Raw genomic sequence first — 17729 nt, forward strand, 5'->3', positions numbered from 1 at the left:
TTGCAGCCGGCCGAAGCCAAAACCACAAAGCGCTCCAACTTGACACTTCCAGCACCAACCAAAGGGAAAGCCCGGCCCAGCGAGATCGTGGCGGTGATCCGCCGCATCGTCGCCGAAAACAGCCGCGATTATCGCTGGTACTATGTTCTTGCCGTGCTGTGCCTGGTGACGATCGCGGCGACGACCGCCTTCACCGCCTGGATCATGAAGGATGTCGTCGACCAGATCTTCTATAAGCAGCGCGGCGATCTTATCGCGCTGATCAGCGTGTCGATCCTGGCCGCCTTCATGCTGCGCGGGCTGGCCAGCTACGGCCAGGCAGTGACGCTGGCCAAAATCGGCAACAATCTGGTGGCGCGCTATCAACGCCGCATCTTCGACCACCTGATGAAGCTCGGCGTCGGCTTCTTCAACGACACCCGCTCGGGCCGGCTCGCCGCGCAGATCAACGAGAACGTCAACGGCATCCGCGATCTCCTGTCGATGACCCTGACATCGCTGGCGCGCGATGCCGTATCGCTTGTCGCGCTGGTTGGCGTCATGATCTGGCAGGACCCGATGCTCTCGGCGATGTCGCTGCTGATCGGGCCGCCCTTGATCTACAGTGTCACCTATCTGATGCGCCGGGTGCGTCGCATCACCCGCGAATCGGTGCAGATCAACTCGCGGCTGATCGGCGCCATGCAGGAAGCGACGCAAGGCATCGCTATCGTCAAGGCCTTCACCCTGGAAGACGAGCTGTCGCGCCGCATCGGCGGCCTCGTCGCGGGCGCCGAGCAGCGGGCAAACAAGATCGCCCGCGTCTCGGAACGGCTGACGCCGATCTCCGAAATGCTGGCCGGCTTCGCCGTCGCCGGTGTCATCGCCTATTCCGGCTACCGGGCGACCGTCGGCGGCCAGCCGCCGGGCGCGGTGTTTGCCTTCATCACCGCCCTGCTGCTTGCCTATGACCCCGCCAGGCGGCTGGCGCGCATGCAGGTCGGCATGGAAAAGTCGCTGGTCAATGCGCGCATGATCTACGAGCTTCTCGACCTCGAGCCGCAGCAGGGTGACGTGCCGGGAGCCGCCGAGGCGAAATTCACCTCTGGCGAAGTGCGCTTCAACAACGTGTCCTTCCGCTATGTCGAAGAGGCGCCGGTCCTGCAGGATTTGAGCTTTGTCGCCGCCGCCGGCAAGGTGACCGCCATCGTCGGCGCCTCGGGCGCCGGCAAGACGACGCTGGTTGCGCTGCTGCAGCGCTTCTACGACGTCGAGTCGGGCAGCATCGAAATCGACGGCCAGGACATTTCAAAGGTCACCAAGCATTCGCTGCGCGGCTCGATCGCCTATGTTTCACAGCAGCCTTATCTGTTCGAAGGCACCATCCGCGACAACATCCGCTACGGCAGGCTGAGCGCCACGGACGCCGAGATTGAACGCGCCGCGCAACAGGCCGCGGCCGACGATTTCATCCGCCAGCAGCCGCAAGGCTACGACACGCCGGTCGGCGAGAACGGCGTGACGCTGTCGGGCGGCCAGCGCCAGCGTGTATCGATTGCACGCGCCATCGTTCGGCAGGCGCCGATCCTGCTGCTCGATGAAGCCACCTCGGCGCTCGACAACGAGGCCGAGGCCCGCGTCCAGGAAGCGCTGACCCATGTCATGGAAGGGCGCACCACCATTGTCATCGCGCACCGGCTGTCGACGGTGGTCAATGCCGACCATATCATCGTGCTGGAGCAGGGCCGGCTGGTCGAACAAGGCACGCATGCCTCGTTGATGGCTGACCCGCACAGCGTCTATGCCCGGTTCCACCGGGTGCAAGGCAGGAAGGGGCTGGGGCTTGTCGATGACGGCGAGCCAATCCAGAGTGCGGCGGAAAATGGTCGCGCGAAAATGGCGGCCGGGAGACATTCATGAGTGACACGCCGACCGTTAGTGAAATGGGCCTGGTGGTGGTGGGCGCGGCCGGCCGCATGGGCCAGGCGCTGATCCGCGCCATCCACACGATACCGGGCGCCCGCGTCGCCGGCGCCATCGAGCGGGCCGGTTCGCCCCATATCGGCAAGGACGCCGGCGAGCTGGCCGGCGTCGGCAGGCTCGAGGTGGCGATCGGCGACGATCCGCTGCCGGCCTTCGCCAAGGCCGACGGCGTGCTCGATTTCACTACGCCGGCGGCGACCGTCGAATTCGCCGGCTACGCGGCGCAGGCGCGCATCGCCCATATCATCGGCACCACCGGCTGCTCGGCCGAAGACAATGCCGGGATCGCGGCGGCGGCACGGCACGCGACGATCGTCAAGTCAGGCAATATGAGCCTCGGCGTCAATCTGCTGGCGGTGCTGGTGGAACAGGCGGCGCGCGCGCTCGATGCCGACGATTTCGACATCGAGATCCTGGAAATGCACCACCGGCACAAGGTCGATGCGCCATCGGGCACGGCGCTGCTGCTCGGCGAAGCCGCCGCTGCCGGGCGTGGCGTAGCACTTGCCGGCAACGATGTTCGCGTGCGCGACGGCCATATCGGCGTGCGCAAGGCAGGCTCGATCGGTTTCGCCAGCTTGCGCGGCGGCTCGGTGGTCGGCGACCACAGTGTGGTGCTGGCCGGTACCGGCGAGCGCATCACGCTCGCCCATCATGCCGAAGACCGGGCGATCTTCGCCCGTGGCGCGGTCAAGGCCGCCCTGTGGGCGCGCGGCAGGAAGCCGGGACTGTATTCGATGCGGGACGTGCTCGGCCTGACAAGCTGATCCACAAGATTGGCTGATCCACAAGATTTGAAGGAGCAAATATGTCGAGAACTCTCGTGCTCGTGCGCCACGGCCAGAGCGAATGGAACCTGAAGAACCTATTTACCGGCTGGCGCGACGTCGACCTGACCGAACTGGGCCATGCCGAAGCCAAGGCGGCCGGCGCCAAGCTCAGGGCGCGCGGCATGAAGTTCGACATCGCCTTCACGTCGTCGCTGATCCGGGCGCAGAAGACCTGCCAGCATATTCTCGACGCCGTTGGCCAGAGCGAGCTCGAGACCATTCGCGACCAGGCGCTGAACGAGCGCGACTATGGCGATCTCTCCGGCCTCAACAAGGATGATGCGCGCAAGAAATGGGGTGAGGAGCAGGTGCATGTCTGGCGCCGCTCCTATGACGTGCCGCCGCCCGGCGGTGAAAGCCTGAAGGACACCGGCGCGCGCGTCTGGCCCTATTACCTGCACGATCTGCAACCGCATGTGCTGCGCGGCGGCACCGTGCTGGTGGCGGCGCACGGCAATTCGCTGCGCGCGCTGATCATGGCGCTGGACGGCAAATCGGGCGAGGAGATCGTCAAGCTCGAGCTCGGCACCGGTGTGCCGATCATCTACACGCTCAACGCCGATTCCACGGTGGCGTCGAAGGAAGTGCTGGAGCATTGAGCCGGAGAAGGAACGCGGCTTTCAAAAAAGCGCGTTGACACTCATCCCTCGCCCGCTTAATGAGCGCGCACCAGCCCAGATGGCGGAATTGGTAGACGCGCACGGTTCAGGTCCGTGTTCCGCAAGGAGTGGAGGTTCGAGTCCTCTTCTGGGCACCAAATTCCCGCTTCGAACCGATTGATGCGGTTTCAGAGACCCAAGAAAAAGCCCGGTTTGCCGGGCTTTTTCTTGATCCAATGCTCTAGGCTGCCCTACCGTCAGCCATGGCATCCACAAGATATCTAACAATTATCCGTCCGGGTTAGGCAGCGATCTGTCGTTGCGACAGCGCAGCAGCGGAAGGACTTGGCCCGAGATCACTCTGGTGATCTTCTGTTGCTTGGCGTTGGTTACGACGTTCATGCACGCACATCCGTAGCCGTGGCCCGAACCAGGCACATTGGTCTCGACGAATTGCCGCTCGTCAAAGGCCGGCACATTGTCGATGCCTTTGGGATCCGGGCGTCCCTGCATCTGGATCCACCAATCCCCGTCACTGTCGGTCAGGACGAGGTTGCCGGGTGTCGGGCTGGAGTACCAGCCACAACGGCGCTCGGCATAGGCGGCGGCAGACAAGGACATGATGGTCAGGCAGAAACAGATTGCGAACAATGGGCGCATGAAATCTTCACCTCCCTAAAATAAAGCAGGTCATGCCGTCAACGATCTGCGTTGACGCCGGTAACGAGGCGACATGACTTTGCAGCCCTTATGGCCTTAATTTCGTGTCCACATTTTCTTCAATCAACCCGCAATGAAGCGTCACAGGCTTCCTTTGGACATCACTTAGTGGACCGTCGATGAAATCGCAGCTGAGCAGATTGTCCGGACTGCTCTTGCGCGCCGACGCGACGTTGACGTTGACCTCGGGAGGGCCCGCGAGCCAGTCGAGACGCTTCGTGTCGACCTTTGTGCCGCTGATGCGGGCGTGGCCCGCTGTGCCCGCTATCTCGACCTCTTCGTTCCTGCGGCGTGAGATCGATCTGGCCGACTTCGTTGGCATGCTTCTCGGCGCTCCGCTTCGGTCGCCGTAGTAGGAAGCGAAGACAACGATCCCTTCCTTTTTAGCCGCGAGCTTGGCGGCTGCTTTCTTGGACAGCGTGACGTTGATATCGAAGCCGAGGTCGCCCTGGGCTGTCGCCGGCACAGCACATGCCAACACTACAGATGCCGTAATCGTCATTGCGAGCACTGATCCATAGCGTTTCACGATCCACCTCCTTCAAGTCCCTCACGCAATGATGATGCCCCTCGCATTCTTTCATGTCTGGCGGCGACGTCACGCTCGCCGCCGGCTTCATCGTGATCCGATCAGCTGTGGCATGTGTCAGTTCGCGGCCGGAACAGGGCAGCTCATGTCGCCTTCCTGGCATTTCAGATAGCCTTCGAAACCTTTGACGCGGGATTGCGTCAGGCCGTCCATGCACTGCGCGATGAGCATTGGCATCATGCTTCCTCCGGCCGCGCCTGCGGTCTGGAAACTGCACTCCGCGTCGCGAAACTTGCCCCAATCCCGCTGTGCCTGAACAAGAAGCTTCTTGGTATCCGCATCGTGCTTCAGGCGGGCTTCGATCTGCTTGTAAAGCTCATTGAGCTTCTTGTCGGATTTTTGGAACTCGGCACCGAAGCACTGGTTCATGGTGGCCTGATCCTTGGCCTCGGCGCACTTGTCCTTGGCAAGGGCGAATGTCGGCGCAGCCAGAACCGCGGCAGCAGTCAGTATCGCTATTTTCATCGATTTCCCTTTCCGGTTGCAGTCAAGCTCTTAAGTTGCTCAGCCCCGCCTTATGTTCTCTTCAGCTATCCGTCATTGCCACGGTCGGCCGTGCCCATGGCCTGATTATCTGGTTTTCATTGGATCAGCTTTGCCACCTTCGGCGACCGTGACGGTGCCGACCTTTCCTGAGCCGGTCAGTCTGCCGCCCTCCTTGACCGTGACTTTGCCGGAGACCTCCCCGTCAACGACAAGCAGTCCCGAGACGGAAAGGTCACCAGTCAACAATCCGGTCACGCGCAACTCCGCCCCAGACGCCACTTCGGTTATGCCCGAATATTTGTTCTTTCCGCTCAGCGTCAGCTTGCCGCCGGCGACCACGAGGCCGCCGCTGTCGCCGGCGTCATCATAGTTCGCGATGGTTCCATCAAATTGCCCGTCGGCTTCTGTCAGGATCAGTCTGCCCGCACCCAGATAGACCTCGCCTTTACCGCTAAGGTTGCGAATGGCCGTATCGTTCAGGGAGTGCGCCACCCCCCAGGGCTTCAGATAGTTTCCTTTCTGATCGATGTTGAGCACACCGTCGACCATGACGCGCGAGGAATGCTCGATGCTGCCCGGCCCGGCCAGAGTAAGATACCCATCGGCCGCGATATGGGTTGTGCCGGTGTAGGTATTGGCCCCGGTCATACGCACGTCCGCATCCTTCTCGATCGTGAAGTCGCCGGCGCCGGAGACGATGCCGGCCAGTCCGAGCCATCCGTTGCTTCCAGCATCGCTGGTCGCGCGATTCAACTGCACTTGATCCTTGGCAGCCGCGTCTGTCGTAAAGTTAGCACCGCTGACAAAATAGGGTGAATATGCGGTCGTCCTGTTTTCCAGATCATTCATTATTGAATTGGACTCGAAGAATGGCAGACCGAGAATGAGACCGCCGACTTTCATCTCATCGCTTTGGCGGAGAATGTTGACATCATCATATTCACGGTTATTTATACCATCATCGAATCCAAAAAACCTGAAGTCGACTATCTCATCACCAAATTCAGCAATATGAAATCCTCTCGACTGAAGCTTATTCAAAATAGATTCTGTTGTAATATAAATAAAGCTTGTCGTTCCTGTATCCAATAAAACAGGTCCACTGAAATCAACCGATTGCTTCTTTCCCTTATGGTCAAAGGAAATTTTATAACGGTAAGACCCTTCGTACTGACTGGATGCATTCGCGCCTGATCGCGGGAAGCGTCTCTGGAGGAATTCGTCCAGTTCGCCCCACGGTATCAGGGCCGTAAACTGGGATCTCAGACTGGGGGACAAATTCAGCGTCAGGCAGGGAGCGCAGCCCGGTGTCGTCCTCTTTCCAAGATTTGCATTGGCGGAGACCACATAGCCGCTTTGCGTCTGACTGCCAGGAGCGGCGGTCTGGTCCCCCTTGTCGATAAAATCGCCGGCTCCAAAGACGCCGTAAAACGGCGCCTCGTTACCGGGTTCGCCATTCTTCATGCTCTTGCGCGCATCAAGATCCGCATAAACCGGCGTATCGCCATGGTGGCCCACGGGCTTTTGCGTCACATTCGCATCCTCGAAGTCGCCGAAATCCTTGGTGAAGACGTAATCCACCACCCGACCTACGCTAAAGCCGCCGTCAAAGGTTACGGCAGGCTCCGAGGGATCATCTGGATCGTAATAGGACAGGCTGTCGACCCGGGCCTGTTGTACCCAACCTCCGTAGGTGCCGTTTCCATAGGGGTACATTTCGGGCTTGCTGCCGCGCACCGGCTCTACGCCAGGGACACTCGAATCGATCTCAGCGTTGAACTCATCCGACCCGGTGTCGAATTCGAACAGACGAGGCTTGGCACCATTGATGCCCATCACGATCCCGAGTTTGTGGTAGATGACTTCATCACTGCCGGTTCCGAGGTGCCCAACAACATGTTGCAATGGAATGGGTATCGGGTCGGCAGCCTGGGCAAGGCCGGTCTGGCCGTTCTCCTCGGCCACGGCAGGTACGGCATGTGATGTGTTCGCTGCCGGAACGGGGCAGCTCGCATCGCCTTTCTGGCAATTCAGGTATCCCTCGAAATCTTTGACACGGGATTGCGTCAGGCTGTCCATGCACTCCGCGATGAGCGTTGGAATTGCGCTTTCTCCGGCCGCTCCTGCGGTCTGGAAACTGCACTCTGCGTCGCGAAATTTGACCCAATCCCGCTGTGCTTGAACGAGAAGCGTCCTGATATCCGCGTCGTCGTTCAGCCGGGTTTCGATCTGCTTGTAAAGCTCGTTGAGCTTCTTGTCGGATTTCTTGGACGCGGCATCGGCGCACTCGTTCGGGTCGGCCTGGTCCTTGGCGGCGTCGTAGCATTTGTCCTGGGCAAATGCGAAAGCCGGCATGGCCAGAACGATGGCAGCGGTCAGCATCGCGGTTTTCATCGATTGTCCTCGGTCTAGAACTGCCGGCACGGTCGGCCGTTAGTTGGCATCGTCATCGTCCGATCCGTCAGCGTCGTTACTGTCATCCGACGCATCGTCATTACTGTCGGTGCTGTTTTCGTCATCACCATCTGCCGACGGGTCGTCATCGTCATTCTGATCGCTGGAATCGTCCTGATCATCGGAATCATTGTTGTCAGTGCTGTCATCCGACGCATCGTCATCCGTGCTATCGTCGTCGGTGTCGGTGCTGTTCTTGTCATCATCACCGTCTGTTGAGTTTTCATCGTCGTTCTGATCGCTCGAATCGTCCTGATCGGAACTGTTGTCGTCGGTACTGTCGGCCGGGTTATTGTCGTCAGTGTCGGTGCTGGTATCGTCGTCGTCAGCATCGGGAGAAGACACATTTGCGTCCGGATTGGCGTCGCCAGGCTGCGAGTCGTCCGCGCGATAGCTCGTGTCGTTGAGGCCCGTCTCCATCTCGTCGTCATACTCATCGACGATCTGTGTCCACACCTCTCGATTGTCGACGCTCGTCCATTGCGAGATATTGTTGACCGAGATGTTGGTGTTGAAGTTGTTGACGGTGATGTTGGTGTTGACCTCGACGACATCTGCGACTTCTGTCCCGCGGTTCACGCCAAACAGGAAACTGGTGGCACTCGCGGCAAGGGCGGCCCAAACGAGTCTGTCGACATCAAGCGGCGTCGAAATCGGTTGATGCCGCACTGTGGCAAGCACGTCACCCGGTCGGATGCCTTGCCGCGCGGCAACGCCATGGGGTGCAACGGCCAAGACATACACCCCGCGAAGCTTGGGCGGGATCTGGTAGCGGTGCCGAGAGGCGTGGTTGATGGGTATCAAAACCGCGTTAAGAGCCCGGGAAACATAGGGTTTCGGCAGATCATATTTGCTGGCATACGCAACATTGATCGTGTGCGGGACAGCTACACTCACAACAGCCGTCATTTTCACTGAAGTTGCCAATGCACGGGCGAACTGCATTATCAGTCTGGATTTTCGAACGGTTTGCATTTTGCACGTCCTGCAGCTGATGATTGGAGTCGATCTCAGAGCCCCGGCGCCCCGGAGCGCTCACCAATCATTCTCCCCCTGCACCAACGGTCAGCGGCAATCTCAATCGATCATCACCGTCGTTCCGTAACTGTCTCGGCAAAACACTTTGCCAGGTCTTGCGGCGCTCCGAGCTTCTTCGCCCAGGATACCAGTTCAGGCTTTTCCGACGGCTCGGCATAGCCGCCCCACACGTCGCGAAACTGCTTCTTTCCGTCGACTGTCTGGAAGAACATCACGCCGTCGTCGCTCACGGGCGTGGAGACGTAGGCGGCGCTCCAGCTGCCGCTCTCCATGATCGTGAAGAACTTTGCCTGAGCGGGCTTGAACTTATTGGTCATCGCCGAGACGACGAGAGGGGCATATTCCTGCTTGCGCGCCTTCGTCACTTCGACCTTTATACCGTCACAGGCGTTATTCGCAGCGAAAGCGGACGTCAGCGCCACTCCCAACCCCGCAAGGCCGACCATGACGATTTTGACACGTCGACGGATGAGACCATTCAATTCAGACATGAGTGGCTATCCTCTTCGTTGTTCGCTGCAGGGGCCATTAATCGGAATCGTCGTCGTCTGATGAATTGTCATCGTCCGGTGTATCGACCTCGCAGCCGATGCCGCGGCAGCCTTGGTAGTTGCCTTGCGTATCGAAGTTGGGATTGCCTTCTTTGTCGTACTGCGGTCTGTCGTCGATGCTTTGATCCCCGTCATCAGGATCGTCGACTTTACATCCGAGCCCATGGCAGCCGATGTAACGGCCCCTGGTATCGAAGTTGGGATTGCCGTTCCTGTCGAACTGCGGCCGGTCGTCTATCTTCCGGCTCCCTTTATGGGACCGATCAACCAGGCAGCCCTTTCCGCGACAACCATCGTAGTCGTCGGTGGTACAACCGACGATCGCCATCAAAGCAGTGGCCAAGGCCGCACAGATTACGAGTTTCCATGATTCATTCCTCCGACTGGCTGGCGGCGGACATCGTCCATATCGGAAGGCCATTGCAGGCGGCGATCCTCGCTTTTGCCGCGAAGGCTGGCGCCAATCGGAGGAGGGCAAAGCTTCGCCGGCCATCAAACGAGAGCCAGGCTGTGGTCGATGCATTCGACGACTTAGCCGACGGTTGCCGTAATCTCTTACGTGGGAGGAAACGCTCCCAGCGGGGGCCGCCGCATTAGCGAGTGTCAATATTCCTCTCCATGCTTAGTGCCCCGTCCGCCCAAGCATGTTTCAACGATCCGCTGACGCGGCTGTGCTTCCAAGAAATGCATCCGAGTCAGCCTATGACAAGGACAAATCCCAATATCGCAGGATTGAATTTTGCAAATGCTTAATAATTCGGAATCAGCACGGGCTATCTTAGCAGATACTGAAATGTGATCAGTAGCAAGATTCCGGAATGCTTCCTTAGTTTTGTTCTCATTAAGCCGAGTTCGTACAAGTAATATTCTATGTTGTTGTGAATTTTGCGCCAACTCTACAAAAAATGCGCGACGATACCACATCTTATACGATCGCCCTAATCGCGATCTATTGTGGTATTTTTTCGAACCCAGCCAACCGTTGCGAGGGCCGAAAGAAACGCGCCCCTTTGCCCGACTTTTCAACGCTGGGCGTGCCAAATAGGGGCGCAGTGGGGGCGCCGCGGCCGCGTCGTGAGCATCTTCCCAGTCGGATTGTCATCGGGTAGCGTGCAGGGGCGCACGTGAAGGCGCTCTCTTTGGCGAACGCACTGCCGCAGCTTCAGCAGTTGCCCGTCAGAAGATGGGTCCGGTGCTTGCCGCGACAGATTGTTCCCGTCCCGGTTCATTTCAGCACCGAAGCGAGGGGGAAGAGATGCACAACCGATTTCGGCAGTGCCTGCGGAAAGTGTCGCTGGCGGCATTGACGATGCTGGCGCTAAACATCCCGGTCCACGCGGCTGATCTCGTCATTGCAATGCCGAACTGGCCGTCGGGCCAGGCGACGGCAAACATCCTCAAGGTCACAGCCTGAAAGAAAATTTCGGGCTCGATGCCGATGTGCGCGAGATGGGGACGCTGATTGCCTTTGCCGGTCTCAATTCGGGTGAGGTGGATATTCATCCCGAAATCTGGCTGCCCAATCTGGACAATCTGGTGAAGAAGTATGTGGACGGGGCCGGCACGGTGGCCATCAGCCCCATTGGAGTGCCGGCCTGGCAAGGCATTTGCGCGACGCGTGAGGCAGCCGACAAATTTGGAATTCACGACGTTTCCGACCTCAGCGATACGAAGAAAACCGCCGCGTTGGATACTGACGGCGACGGACGTGGCGAACTCTGGATCGGCGCTGAGGGTTGGTCCTCGACCGCTATCGAGCGCGTCCGCGCCAACAGCTATGGTTATGCCAAGACAATGACCTTGCTGGAGACGCCGGAGGATGCCGGAATGGCGGCTGTCGATGCCGCCGTCGCCACGGATCATCCGATGGTGTTTGCCTGCTACGCGCCGCACTATGTATTTGAGCTGCACGACATTGTCCGCCTTACCGAGCCGCCCTTCGACCCGGCAAAGTGGAAGATCGTGCTGCCGTCAGAAGATCCGCTCTGGGTCTCGAAGTCCAGCGCGCCGGTGGCATGGGATACCGCACATTTTCATATCGCCTCGCCACCTCGCTGCGCAAAAAATATCCGAAGGTTGTGGCGTTCCTGGAACGGGTCGACCTGAGGCCCGAGGAAATCACCAAGATGAGTTATGCGCTCCAGGTAGAGCGTCAGGATCCTTACGAATACGCCAAACAATGGGTTGCCGCACAAGGCGCACGGGTGCACGGAAGGGCAAATCCATGAACGGAAATCCTATGTTCGCGGAACGCGGCACCGTCCGGCGGCGCTCCCTCACGGCAGTCGTCGCCGCGGCGTTCGGTCTTGTCGCGGTGGCGGCGCTGGCTGCGGGAACACAGGTTTTCGACCCGAAAAGCCACAAATGGGTGGACTACGATCGCACCAAGGCGCGCAAATACTACGCCGCGCATAATGAGGTGCCCGAGGCATTTCGTCCGCAGATGGTCAAATTCCGCACCGCGGAAGTGCCAGGCACGATCATTATCGATGGCAATCAGCACTTTCTCTATCTTGTGCAGCCGGGTCAGCGGGCCATGCGCTACGGCACCGGCGTGGGCCGGGAAGGGTTTGGATGGGCCGGCATCGTGCGCGTCGGCCGCATGGCGGAGTGGCCGACCTGGACACCTCCGGCCGAAATGGTCGCTCGCGATCCGAAGGCGGTGAAATACGCTGGAGGCATGGAGGGAGGGCCCGACAACCCGCTCGGCGCGAGGGCGCTCTATCTCTATGAGCGCGACCAGGACACGATCTACCGGATACACGGCACCCCGGAGCCCTGGACGATCGGGCTCGACGTGTCGTCGGGGTGCATCCGTATGAGGAACGACGACATCGTCGATCTCGCGTCCCGCGTCAAGGTTGGAGCCAAGGTTATCGTTCTCATGCAGGGGGCGGCACTTTACAAGGGTGTGTGAAGCGGCATTCGGAGAGGGACAAGCAATGTCGGCAAAAGATGCAGTGAGAACTTCGATCCTGGTGACGGCAATCGGATTCCTGGCTGGAGCCGTTAGCGCTTGCGTCAGCGCGCCGCCGCCGCCGCCTCAGGACCAGATGTCCAGGACCAAGGTCGAGACGGCCCCGGCGGACCTTCAACTGCTTTGCGCCAATGCGGTCGCCAAGGCGAGCGGTGTCGACAGCACGAAGATACTTCCGGTTTCATCGAGCAAGCTCGATTCCAAGACCTATCAGGTCGAACTCGATGCCAGTGGCAAGAAGACAAGCTGCCTCGTGGATACCGACGGCAACGTCAAATCGGTTGAGCCCGTCTGATCCGCTCTGGTCGACGAATTCGCAACCAACCTCACGATGCCCCCTGGCTGCAGACATGACGATGTTTGGGGCGGCCAGCCGCGATGAGCGGTTTGGAGAGCCTGGCAAACCGCGCGCCTGCCTCACCCCAGCCCGATCCGCTTGGCGCCTTGCCGGAACAGCGCCTCGGCGTCCGGCTCGAAGCGAAAGGTGCCGATGAAATCGTCGGCGCAGTAGTTCGGCAGCATCTTGCGCAGCGCAGCGGCGAAACTTCGTGCCTCGTCCAGCCGCCCCGCCAGCGCAAGGCAATGCGCGGCAATCGCGAGGATGATGGCGTGGGCATTGGGACGCGCGGCTGCTTTCAGCGCCCATTCGGCGGCTTCGTCGAACTGGCCGAGCCGGACATGCGACATCGCCCTGGCGCCCAACATACCGAACAGCAGCGGATCGAAGGGGCTCAGATGCCTGGAATGGTCGGATGAGCCGATCGCAGCCTGCGGGTCGCCGGACTGCGAATGGACGAAAGATAGCGCATAGTGGCCGAGCGCGAAATTCGGGCTGAGGTCTACGGCGCGTTCCAGCTCGATGAGGGAGCCGTCCTGCTCGCCGCGCAGCCACAGCGCCCGCCCCATGGCCCAGTGAGCGGCCGGATTGTGATCGTCGACGAGCAGGCTCTGGCCGGCTGCCTCGAAGGCCAGGGCGCTTTCGTGGTCGCGGTCGCCCCAGCGCTGGAAGGCATTTTGCCAATGGGTGAAGGAGAGGCCGGCATAGGCGCGGGCGAACGTCGGATCGAGCTTCAAGGCTATGTCGAAGAAATGCCGGGCCTGCTCGTTTTCCGCGCGGGTGAAGCGATACATGTGCCAGAGACCGCGGTGGTAGGCTTCCCAGGCGTTCAGCGAATTGGGCGCCTTCAACATGGCGCGGTTGCGCTCGCCCGTCTCGATCTCGGCCGAGATCGACGAGACGATGCTGTTGCCGATGTCGTCGAGCACGGCAAAGATGTCGTTCGGCTTGCGCTCGAACGTCTCGGCCCAGACGATCCTGGCCGTGCGCACTTCGACCAGCTCGACCGCGACGGTGACGCGGCCGGCCTGGCTGCGTACCGTGCCGGTGGCGACATAATCGACATTGAGCCGACGGCCGGCATCCTCCGGCCCAATGTTTTTTTCGGCGAGCGCAAACACCGAACCGCGCGCGATGACGAAGAAATCCCTGAGCTTGGCCAGGCGGGTGATGATATCGTGGGTCAGGCCATCGGCGATGCCTCCGCGTGGGCCGCCGTCAGCCGTCTCTTCGGCAAACGGCATCACCGCAAGCGAAGCCTTGTGCGATGCAGCAGTGTCGGAATTGGGAAGCACAATTGACGCGTGAGGGGCCGCGGGTACGAGTGACGGTCGCGCCCAGAGCGTAGCGGCAGGTCGTTCGTTGCGGATCGTGCGCCATGCCTCACGAACGGGTCCGAAATCCAGATCCTCCGAAGCAAACAGCTGCGCTGCGGAAGCGAGATGTTCCTCGCACGCGTCAAACTGGCCGCGCTGCGCCAGCCCTTTCAGAAGAGCCACATGCGCGCGCCCGTCGAACGGAGCGAGTTCCAGCCATTTGTCCAGATGCGAAGACATTCTGTCGGCATCCACCGGAAGCTTGTTGACGAGATGTTCCAGGATTGCGGCGTGCCAAGAGCCGAAGCGGCGGCGCTGAGCGATCAGCCAGCTGTTGAAATGCGGGCTGCGGTCGATCTCCAGCCCATCGAGAAAGTCGCCGGCGAACATTCCGGAAAGAGCCTGCAGCCGCTCTAGACCGAGCGTCTCAACGCCCTTGGCGGCGGCCGAGGCTATGTCGACAGCGTCGACGGAAGCACCTCTCAGATCAAGCGCGATCGTGTCGCCTGGTGTCTCGACCCTGCGATGATGCGGTTCATCGAGGATGCCTCTAAGCTTGCTCAGGCACCAGCGAAGCTCGCCGCGCGGGTCGTTCGGCACATCCCACAAAAGCTCGCAGAGGCGGCTGCGGCCGACCGGATGCGGCGCCAGCGCCAGATAGGCGAGCAGCGCACACAGCTTGCGCGATTTTGGGAGCTGGATGATGATGCCGTTGCGTGCGATCGTCAGCGGTCCGAGCAGACGCACGGAAAAGCCGGCCACCTCGCCGTGGAGGCTCGATCGGGCGGATTCCACGTAAGTTTCCACGCCTGCTCCCACGCTGGCCAGTCGGCCTTTGTTTTATCACCAAACGCGACATGGTGCATCCGGCAGCGAAATTCCCGCTCCGGATGCTGGCATTGCCGGAGGCAAATGTAGCGCGGCAAGGTCTCGAAACCTCGCCGCCCAAGCCACCGGTCTGTAACCGGCCCGTGACGACAAGGGACAACAACAAAGCGAGGAGATCGACATGTTGCATCAACAGAAAATCAGAACCACCGCCGGGCGCGGCCGCCTGTTCGACAGCGTTCTCGACACGGTCGGCGATACGCCGGTGATCCGCATCAATAATCTCGGACCGGACCATGCCACGATCTACGTGAAGGCCGAGTTCTTCAATCCCGCCGCCTCGGTGAAGGACCGGCTGGCGCTCAACATCATCGAGGAAGGCGAGCGCAGCGGCGCTCTAAAGCCTGGCCAGACCGTGGTCGAGGCGACCAGCGGCAACACCGGCATCGGCCTTGCCATGGTCTGCGCCCAGAAGGGCTATCCGCTGGTGGTGACGATGGCCGACAGTTTTTCCATCGAACGCCGCAAGCTGATGCGCATGCTGGGCGCCAAGGTGGTGCTGACGCCGCGCGCCCAGAAGGGTTTCGGCATGTACAAGAAGGCGGTGGAGCTCGCCGAAGCCAATGGCTGGTTCCTGGCCCGCCAGTTCGAAACCAAGGCCAACGCCGCCATTCACGAAGCGACGACGGCGCGCGAGATCATCAACGATTTCGCCGGCTCGCGGCTCGACTGCTTCGTCACCGGCTACGGCACGGGCGGCACCGTCGCCGGCGTCGGACGCGTGCTGCGCCGCGAGCGGCCGGAGACCCGGATCGTGCTCGCCGAACCGGCCAATGCGCAGCTTATCGGCAGCGGCAAGTCGCAGCAGCGCGGCACCGGCGGCGCGCCTGCGGCCAGCCATCCGGCGTTCGAGCCGCATCCGATCCAGGGCTGGACGCCCGACTTCATTCCGGACGTGCTGCAGGAGGCGATAGACGCAAGCCTCTATGACGAGGTGGTGCCGATTGCCGGGCCCGAGGGCATGAAATGGGCCAAGGCGCTGGCGCAGAAGGAAGGGATTTTCACCGGCATCTCCGGCGGAGCGACCTTCGCGGTGGCGCGGCAGATCGCGGAAAAGGCGGCACCCGGCTCGGTGATCCTGTGCATGCTGCCCGATACCGGCGAACGCTACATGACGACACCGCTGTTCGACGGCATCGAGGCGGAGATGGACGCCGAGGAGACTGCGCTTTCGCAGTCGACGCCCGGCTGCCAGTTTCCGGCGTGACGGCGGCACATCGGGAGCGGCCTGCATGGACACGAAACCTGGACTGGCCGTCACGGCCACCGAGGAAACGCTTGACCCCTCGAACTGGGCCGACGTGCAGGCCCTGTCGCATCGGATCGTCGACGATGCCGTCGCTTACCTGCGCGATGTCAGAGAGCGTCCGGTGTGGCAGGAGATGCCGGTCGATGTGAGGACCTTCTTCACATCGCCGCTGCCGCGTTCGCCGGCGCCGCTGGCAGAAATCTATGGCGACGTCACCAGGAGCTTGATGCCCTATCCGATGGGCAACATCCATCCGCGCTTCTGGTCCTGGTATATGGGCTCGAGCAATTTCACCGGCGCGCTCGGCGATTTCCTGGCGGCGATCCAGGGCTCCAACCTCGGCGGCGGCAACCATGCCGCCGCGCTGATGGACAACCAGGTCGTCGACTGGTGCAAGCAGATGATGGGCTTTCCGCAATCGGCCAGCGGCACGCTGGTCAGCGGCGGCTCGATGGCCAACATCATCGGGCTGACCGTGGCGCGCAACGCCAAGGCCGGCATCGACATACGCGAGCACGGCGTTGCCGGCATCGACAAGCCGCTGCGTTTCTACAGCTCCGACCAGCTTCACTCCTGTCACCGCAAGGCAATGGAAGTGCTCGGCCTCGGCAACCGGGCGCTGCGTCGCATCCCGAGCGATGCCGGGCTGCGGATCGACATCGCTGCGTTGCGGGCGGCGATCGCCGAGGACCGCGACGCCGGCTTCAAGCCGGCCTGCGTAATCGGTACGGCCGGCACGGTGAACACCGGCGCAATCGACGATCTGCAAGCGCTGGCTGACCTGGCGGCAAAAGAGGATCTGTGGTTTCACGTCGATGGCTGCATCGGCGCCTTGCTTGCGATTGCGCCGGACAATTCGCATCGCGTTGCCGGCATCGAGCACGCCCACTCGATCGCGCTCGATCCGCATAAATGGCTGCACGCGCCATTCGAGGTCGGCTGCGCGCTGATCCGGGATGCCTCCGTGCATCGCGGCACGTTCGCGCTGACGCCGGAATATCTGGAATCGACGCCGCGCGGCCTGGCCTCCGGCCAATGGCTGCACAATTACGGCCTGCAGACGACGCGCGGCTTTCGCGCTCTGAAGGTGTGGATGGCGTTGCGAGAGCACGGCATCGAAAAGTTCGGCCGGCTGATCGACCAGAACATCGCGCAAGGGCATTATCTCGGCGCGCTGATCGCGGCCGAACCGGCACTCGAACTGGTAGCGCCGGTGAGCATCAACATCGTCTGCTTTCGCTACCGCGCGGACGGACTGGGCGGGGAGCGCCTGAAAGCGCTCAATACCGAGATCATGCTGAGGCTGCAGGAAGAAGGCATCGCCGCCATTTCCGACACGACGGTGCATGGCCAGCATAGCCTCAGGGTGGCGATCAACAACCACCGCACCCGGCGCGACGATCTGGACCTGCTGGTGCGGGAGACCGTGCGGCTTGGACTGGAGATTTCAAGGCCTGGCGTGGCTCTTCCTTCTCGCCTTGTGGGAGAAGGTGGACGCGAAGCGGCCGGATGAGGGGTGTTCCAGCTTGATACTGACGGCACTCCGTCCGCACCCCTCAACCGTCTTGGCGCTGCGCGCCAATCCACCTTCTCCCACAAGGAGGGCTTTGCACGGGAAGCGAAATCCTGGTTGGTGAGTTAATGGGGCTTTTTTGAAGGCCGGGAAAGCAGTTTTCGACGGCTTGGTATGGCATCGACCGGCATGACCGGCCGATCCGCCGATTTTAGACAGA

The 17729-nt window shown here is 61.1% G+C and carries 15 protein-coding genes, 1 tRNA gene and 1 pseudogene; 9 read left to right on the plus strand and 8 right to left on the minus strand.

Annotated features, from left to right (window positions below; genetic code table 11):
* Positions 1 to 39: 39 nt before the first annotated feature.
* From NKI58_RS11945 to NKI58_RS11960, 4 genes are all read left to right on the plus strand, one after another.
* Complete coding sequence (locus tag NKI58_RS11945) at positions 40 to 1899, plus strand: ABC transporter ATP-binding protein (RefSeq protein WP_352825475.1); 1860 nt, start codon at positions 40 to 42, stop codon at positions 1897 to 1899.
* The gene (gene dapB, locus NKI58_RS11950) at positions 1896 to 2729 is read left to right on the plus strand and encodes a 4-hydroxy-tetrahydrodipicolinate reductase (protein WP_352570177.1); all 834 of its coding nucleotides are present in this window, start codon (positions 1896 to 1898) and stop codon (positions 2727 to 2729) included. The genes NKI58_RS11945 and dapB overlap by 4 nt, the downstream gene beginning before the upstream one ends.
* 41 nt (positions 2730 to 2770) lie before the next feature.
* A complete protein-coding gene (locus NKI58_RS11955) occupies positions 2771 to 3391 on the plus strand; it encodes a 2,3-bisphosphoglycerate-dependent phosphoglycerate mutase (RefSeq protein WP_352570175.1) in 621 nt (206 codons plus the stop codon).
* Positions 3392 to 3464: 73 nt separating this feature from the next.
* A tRNA-Leu gene (locus tag NKI58_RS11960) sits at positions 3465 to 3549 on the plus strand.
* A 130-nt stretch (positions 3550 to 3679) separates the two neighbouring features.
* Here the strand turns inward: NKI58_RS11960 and NKI58_RS11965 are convergent.
* From NKI58_RS11965 to NKI58_RS11995, 7 genes are all read right to left on the minus strand, one after another.
* Positions 3680 to 4051 (minus strand): DUF4087 domain-containing protein, encoded by a 372-nt coding sequence (locus NKI58_RS11965; RefSeq protein WP_352570173.1) that lies wholly within the window; start codon positions 4049 to 4051, stop codon positions 3680 to 3682.
* Positions 4052 to 4139: 88 nt separating this feature from the next.
* Positions 4140 to 4640 carry a hypothetical protein gene (locus NKI58_RS11970; protein WP_352827349.1) on the minus strand — a complete coding sequence of 167 codons (501 nt, stop codon included), beginning with the start codon at positions 4638 to 4640 and terminating at the stop codon, positions 4140 to 4142.
* A gap of 117 nt (positions 4641 to 4757) precedes the next feature.
* On the minus strand, positions 4758 to 5165 hold the full coding sequence (locus NKI58_RS11975; protein ID WP_352787825.1) for a lysozyme inhibitor LprI family protein: 408 nt from the start codon (positions 5163 to 5165) through the stop codon (positions 4758 to 4760).
* A 105-nt stretch (positions 5166 to 5270) separates the two neighbouring features.
* A complete protein-coding gene (locus NKI58_RS11980; RefSeq protein WP_352853228.1) occupies positions 5271 to 7580 on the minus strand; it encodes a lysozyme inhibitor LprI family protein in 2310 nt (769 codons plus the stop codon).
* 39 nt (positions 7581 to 7619) lie between these two features.
* Complete coding sequence (locus NKI58_RS11985; RefSeq protein ID WP_352787821.1) at positions 7620 to 8615, minus strand: PDZ domain-containing protein; 996 nt, start codon at positions 8613 to 8615, stop codon at positions 7620 to 7622.
* 113 nt (positions 8616 to 8728) lie between these two features.
* Positions 8729 to 9169: a hypothetical protein gene (locus NKI58_RS11990; RefSeq protein WP_352787818.1), complete on the minus strand. Its 441-nt coding sequence runs from the start codon at positions 9167 to 9169 to the stop codon at positions 8729 to 8731.
* A 37-nt stretch (positions 9170 to 9206) separates the two neighbouring features.
* Positions 9207 to 9557, minus strand: coding sequence for a hypothetical protein (locus NKI58_RS11995; protein ID WP_352787816.1), 351 nt, complete (start codon positions 9555 to 9557; stop codon positions 9207 to 9209).
* Between the two features lie 927 nt (positions 9558 to 10484).
* Here NKI58_RS11995 and NKI58_RS12005 point away from each other — a divergent pair.
* The 3 genes and pseudogenes from NKI58_RS12005 to NKI58_RS12020 all read left to right on the plus strand — a co-directional run bounded on the left by NKI58_RS12005 (position 10485) and on the right by NKI58_RS12020 (position 12501).
* A pseudogene (locus NKI58_RS12005) lies at positions 10485 to 11457 on the plus strand (ABC transporter substrate-binding protein).
* Entirely contained in the window at positions 11454 to 12146 is a 693-nt protein-coding gene (locus NKI58_RS12015) for a L,D-transpeptidase (protein WP_352853230.1), read from the plus strand. The pseudogene NKI58_RS12005 and the gene NKI58_RS12015 overlap by 4 nt, the downstream one beginning before the upstream one ends.
* Positions 12147 to 12171: 25 nt before the next feature.
* Complete coding sequence (locus NKI58_RS12020; protein WP_352787801.1) at positions 12172 to 12501, plus strand: hypothetical protein; 330 nt, start codon at positions 12172 to 12174, stop codon at positions 12499 to 12501.
* A 122-nt stretch (positions 12502 to 12623) separates the two neighbouring features.
* Here the strand turns inward: NKI58_RS12020 and NKI58_RS12025 are convergent, their stop codons facing one another.
* Complete coding sequence (locus NKI58_RS12025; RefSeq protein WP_352787799.1) at positions 12624 to 14654, minus strand: transcriptional regulator; 2031 nt, start codon at positions 14652 to 14654, stop codon at positions 12624 to 12626.
* 214 nt (positions 14655 to 14868) lie between these two features.
* Here NKI58_RS12025 and NKI58_RS12030 point away from each other — a divergent pair, with 214 nt between their 5' ends.
* The gene (locus tag NKI58_RS12030; RefSeq protein ID WP_352575400.1) at positions 14869 to 15954 is read left to right on the plus strand and encodes a PLP-dependent cysteine synthase family protein; all 1086 of its coding nucleotides are present in this window, start codon (positions 14869 to 14871) and stop codon (positions 15952 to 15954) included.
* Between the two features lie 25 nt (positions 15955 to 15979).
* Positions 15980 to 17509, plus strand: coding sequence for a pyridoxal phosphate-dependent decarboxylase family protein (locus tag NKI58_RS12035; RefSeq protein ID WP_352827342.1), 1530 nt, complete (start codon positions 15980 to 15982; stop codon positions 17507 to 17509).
* Positions 17510 to 17729: the final 220 nt, after the last annotated feature.

The organism is Mesorhizobium sp. M0522 (genome assembly GCF_040321085.1).
Classification (GTDB): Bacteria; Pseudomonadota; Alphaproteobacteria; order Rhizobiales; family Rhizobiaceae; genus Mesorhizobium.

What these genes read in the sequence shown, in the direction of transcription:
- dapB (WP_352570177.1), top strand. Translation starts at nt 1,896, where the DNA reads ATGAGTGACACGCCGACCGTTAGTGAAATGGGCCTGGTGGTGGTGGGC.
- NKI58_RS11955 (WP_352570175.1), top strand. Translation starts at nt 2,771, where the DNA reads ATGTCGAGAACTCTCGTGCTCGTGCGCCACGGCCAGAGCGAATGGAAC.
- NKI58_RS11965 (WP_352570173.1), bottom strand. Translation starts at nt 4,051, where the DNA reads ATGCGCCCATTGTTCGCAATCTGTTTCTGCCTGACCATCATGTCCTTG.
- NKI58_RS11975 (WP_352787825.1), bottom strand. Translation starts at nt 5,165, where the DNA reads ATGAAAATAGCGATACTGACTGCTGCCGCGGTTCTGGCTGCGCCGACA.
- NKI58_RS11980 (WP_352853228.1), bottom strand. Translation starts at nt 7,580, where the DNA reads ATGAAAACCGCGATGCTGACCGCTGCCATCGTTCTGGCCATGCCGGCT.
- NKI58_RS11985 (WP_352787821.1), bottom strand. Translation starts at nt 8,615, where the DNA reads ATGCAAACCGTTCGAAAATCCAGACTGATAATGCAGTTCGCCCGTGCA.
- NKI58_RS11990 (WP_352787818.1), bottom strand. Translation starts at nt 9,169, where the DNA reads ATGTCTGAATTGAATGGTCTCATCCGTCGACGTGTCAAAATCGTCATG.
- NKI58_RS11995 (WP_352787816.1), bottom strand. Translation starts at nt 9,557, where the DNA reads ATGGCGATCGTCGGTTGTACCACCGACGACTACGATGGTTGTCGCGGA.
- NKI58_RS12015 (WP_352853230.1), top strand. Translation starts at nt 11,454, where the DNA reads ATGAACGGAAATCCTATGTTCGCGGAACGCGGCACCGTCCGGCGGCGC.
- NKI58_RS12020 (WP_352787801.1), top strand. Translation starts at nt 12,172, where the DNA reads ATGTCGGCAAAAGATGCAGTGAGAACTTCGATCCTGGTGACGGCAATC.
- NKI58_RS12030 (WP_352575400.1), top strand. Translation starts at nt 14,869, where the DNA reads ATGTTGCATCAACAGAAAATCAGAACCACCGCCGGGCGCGGCCGCCTG.
- NKI58_RS12035 (WP_352827342.1), top strand. Translation starts at nt 15,980, where the DNA reads ATGGACACGAAACCTGGACTGGCCGTCACGGCCACCGAGGAAACGCTT.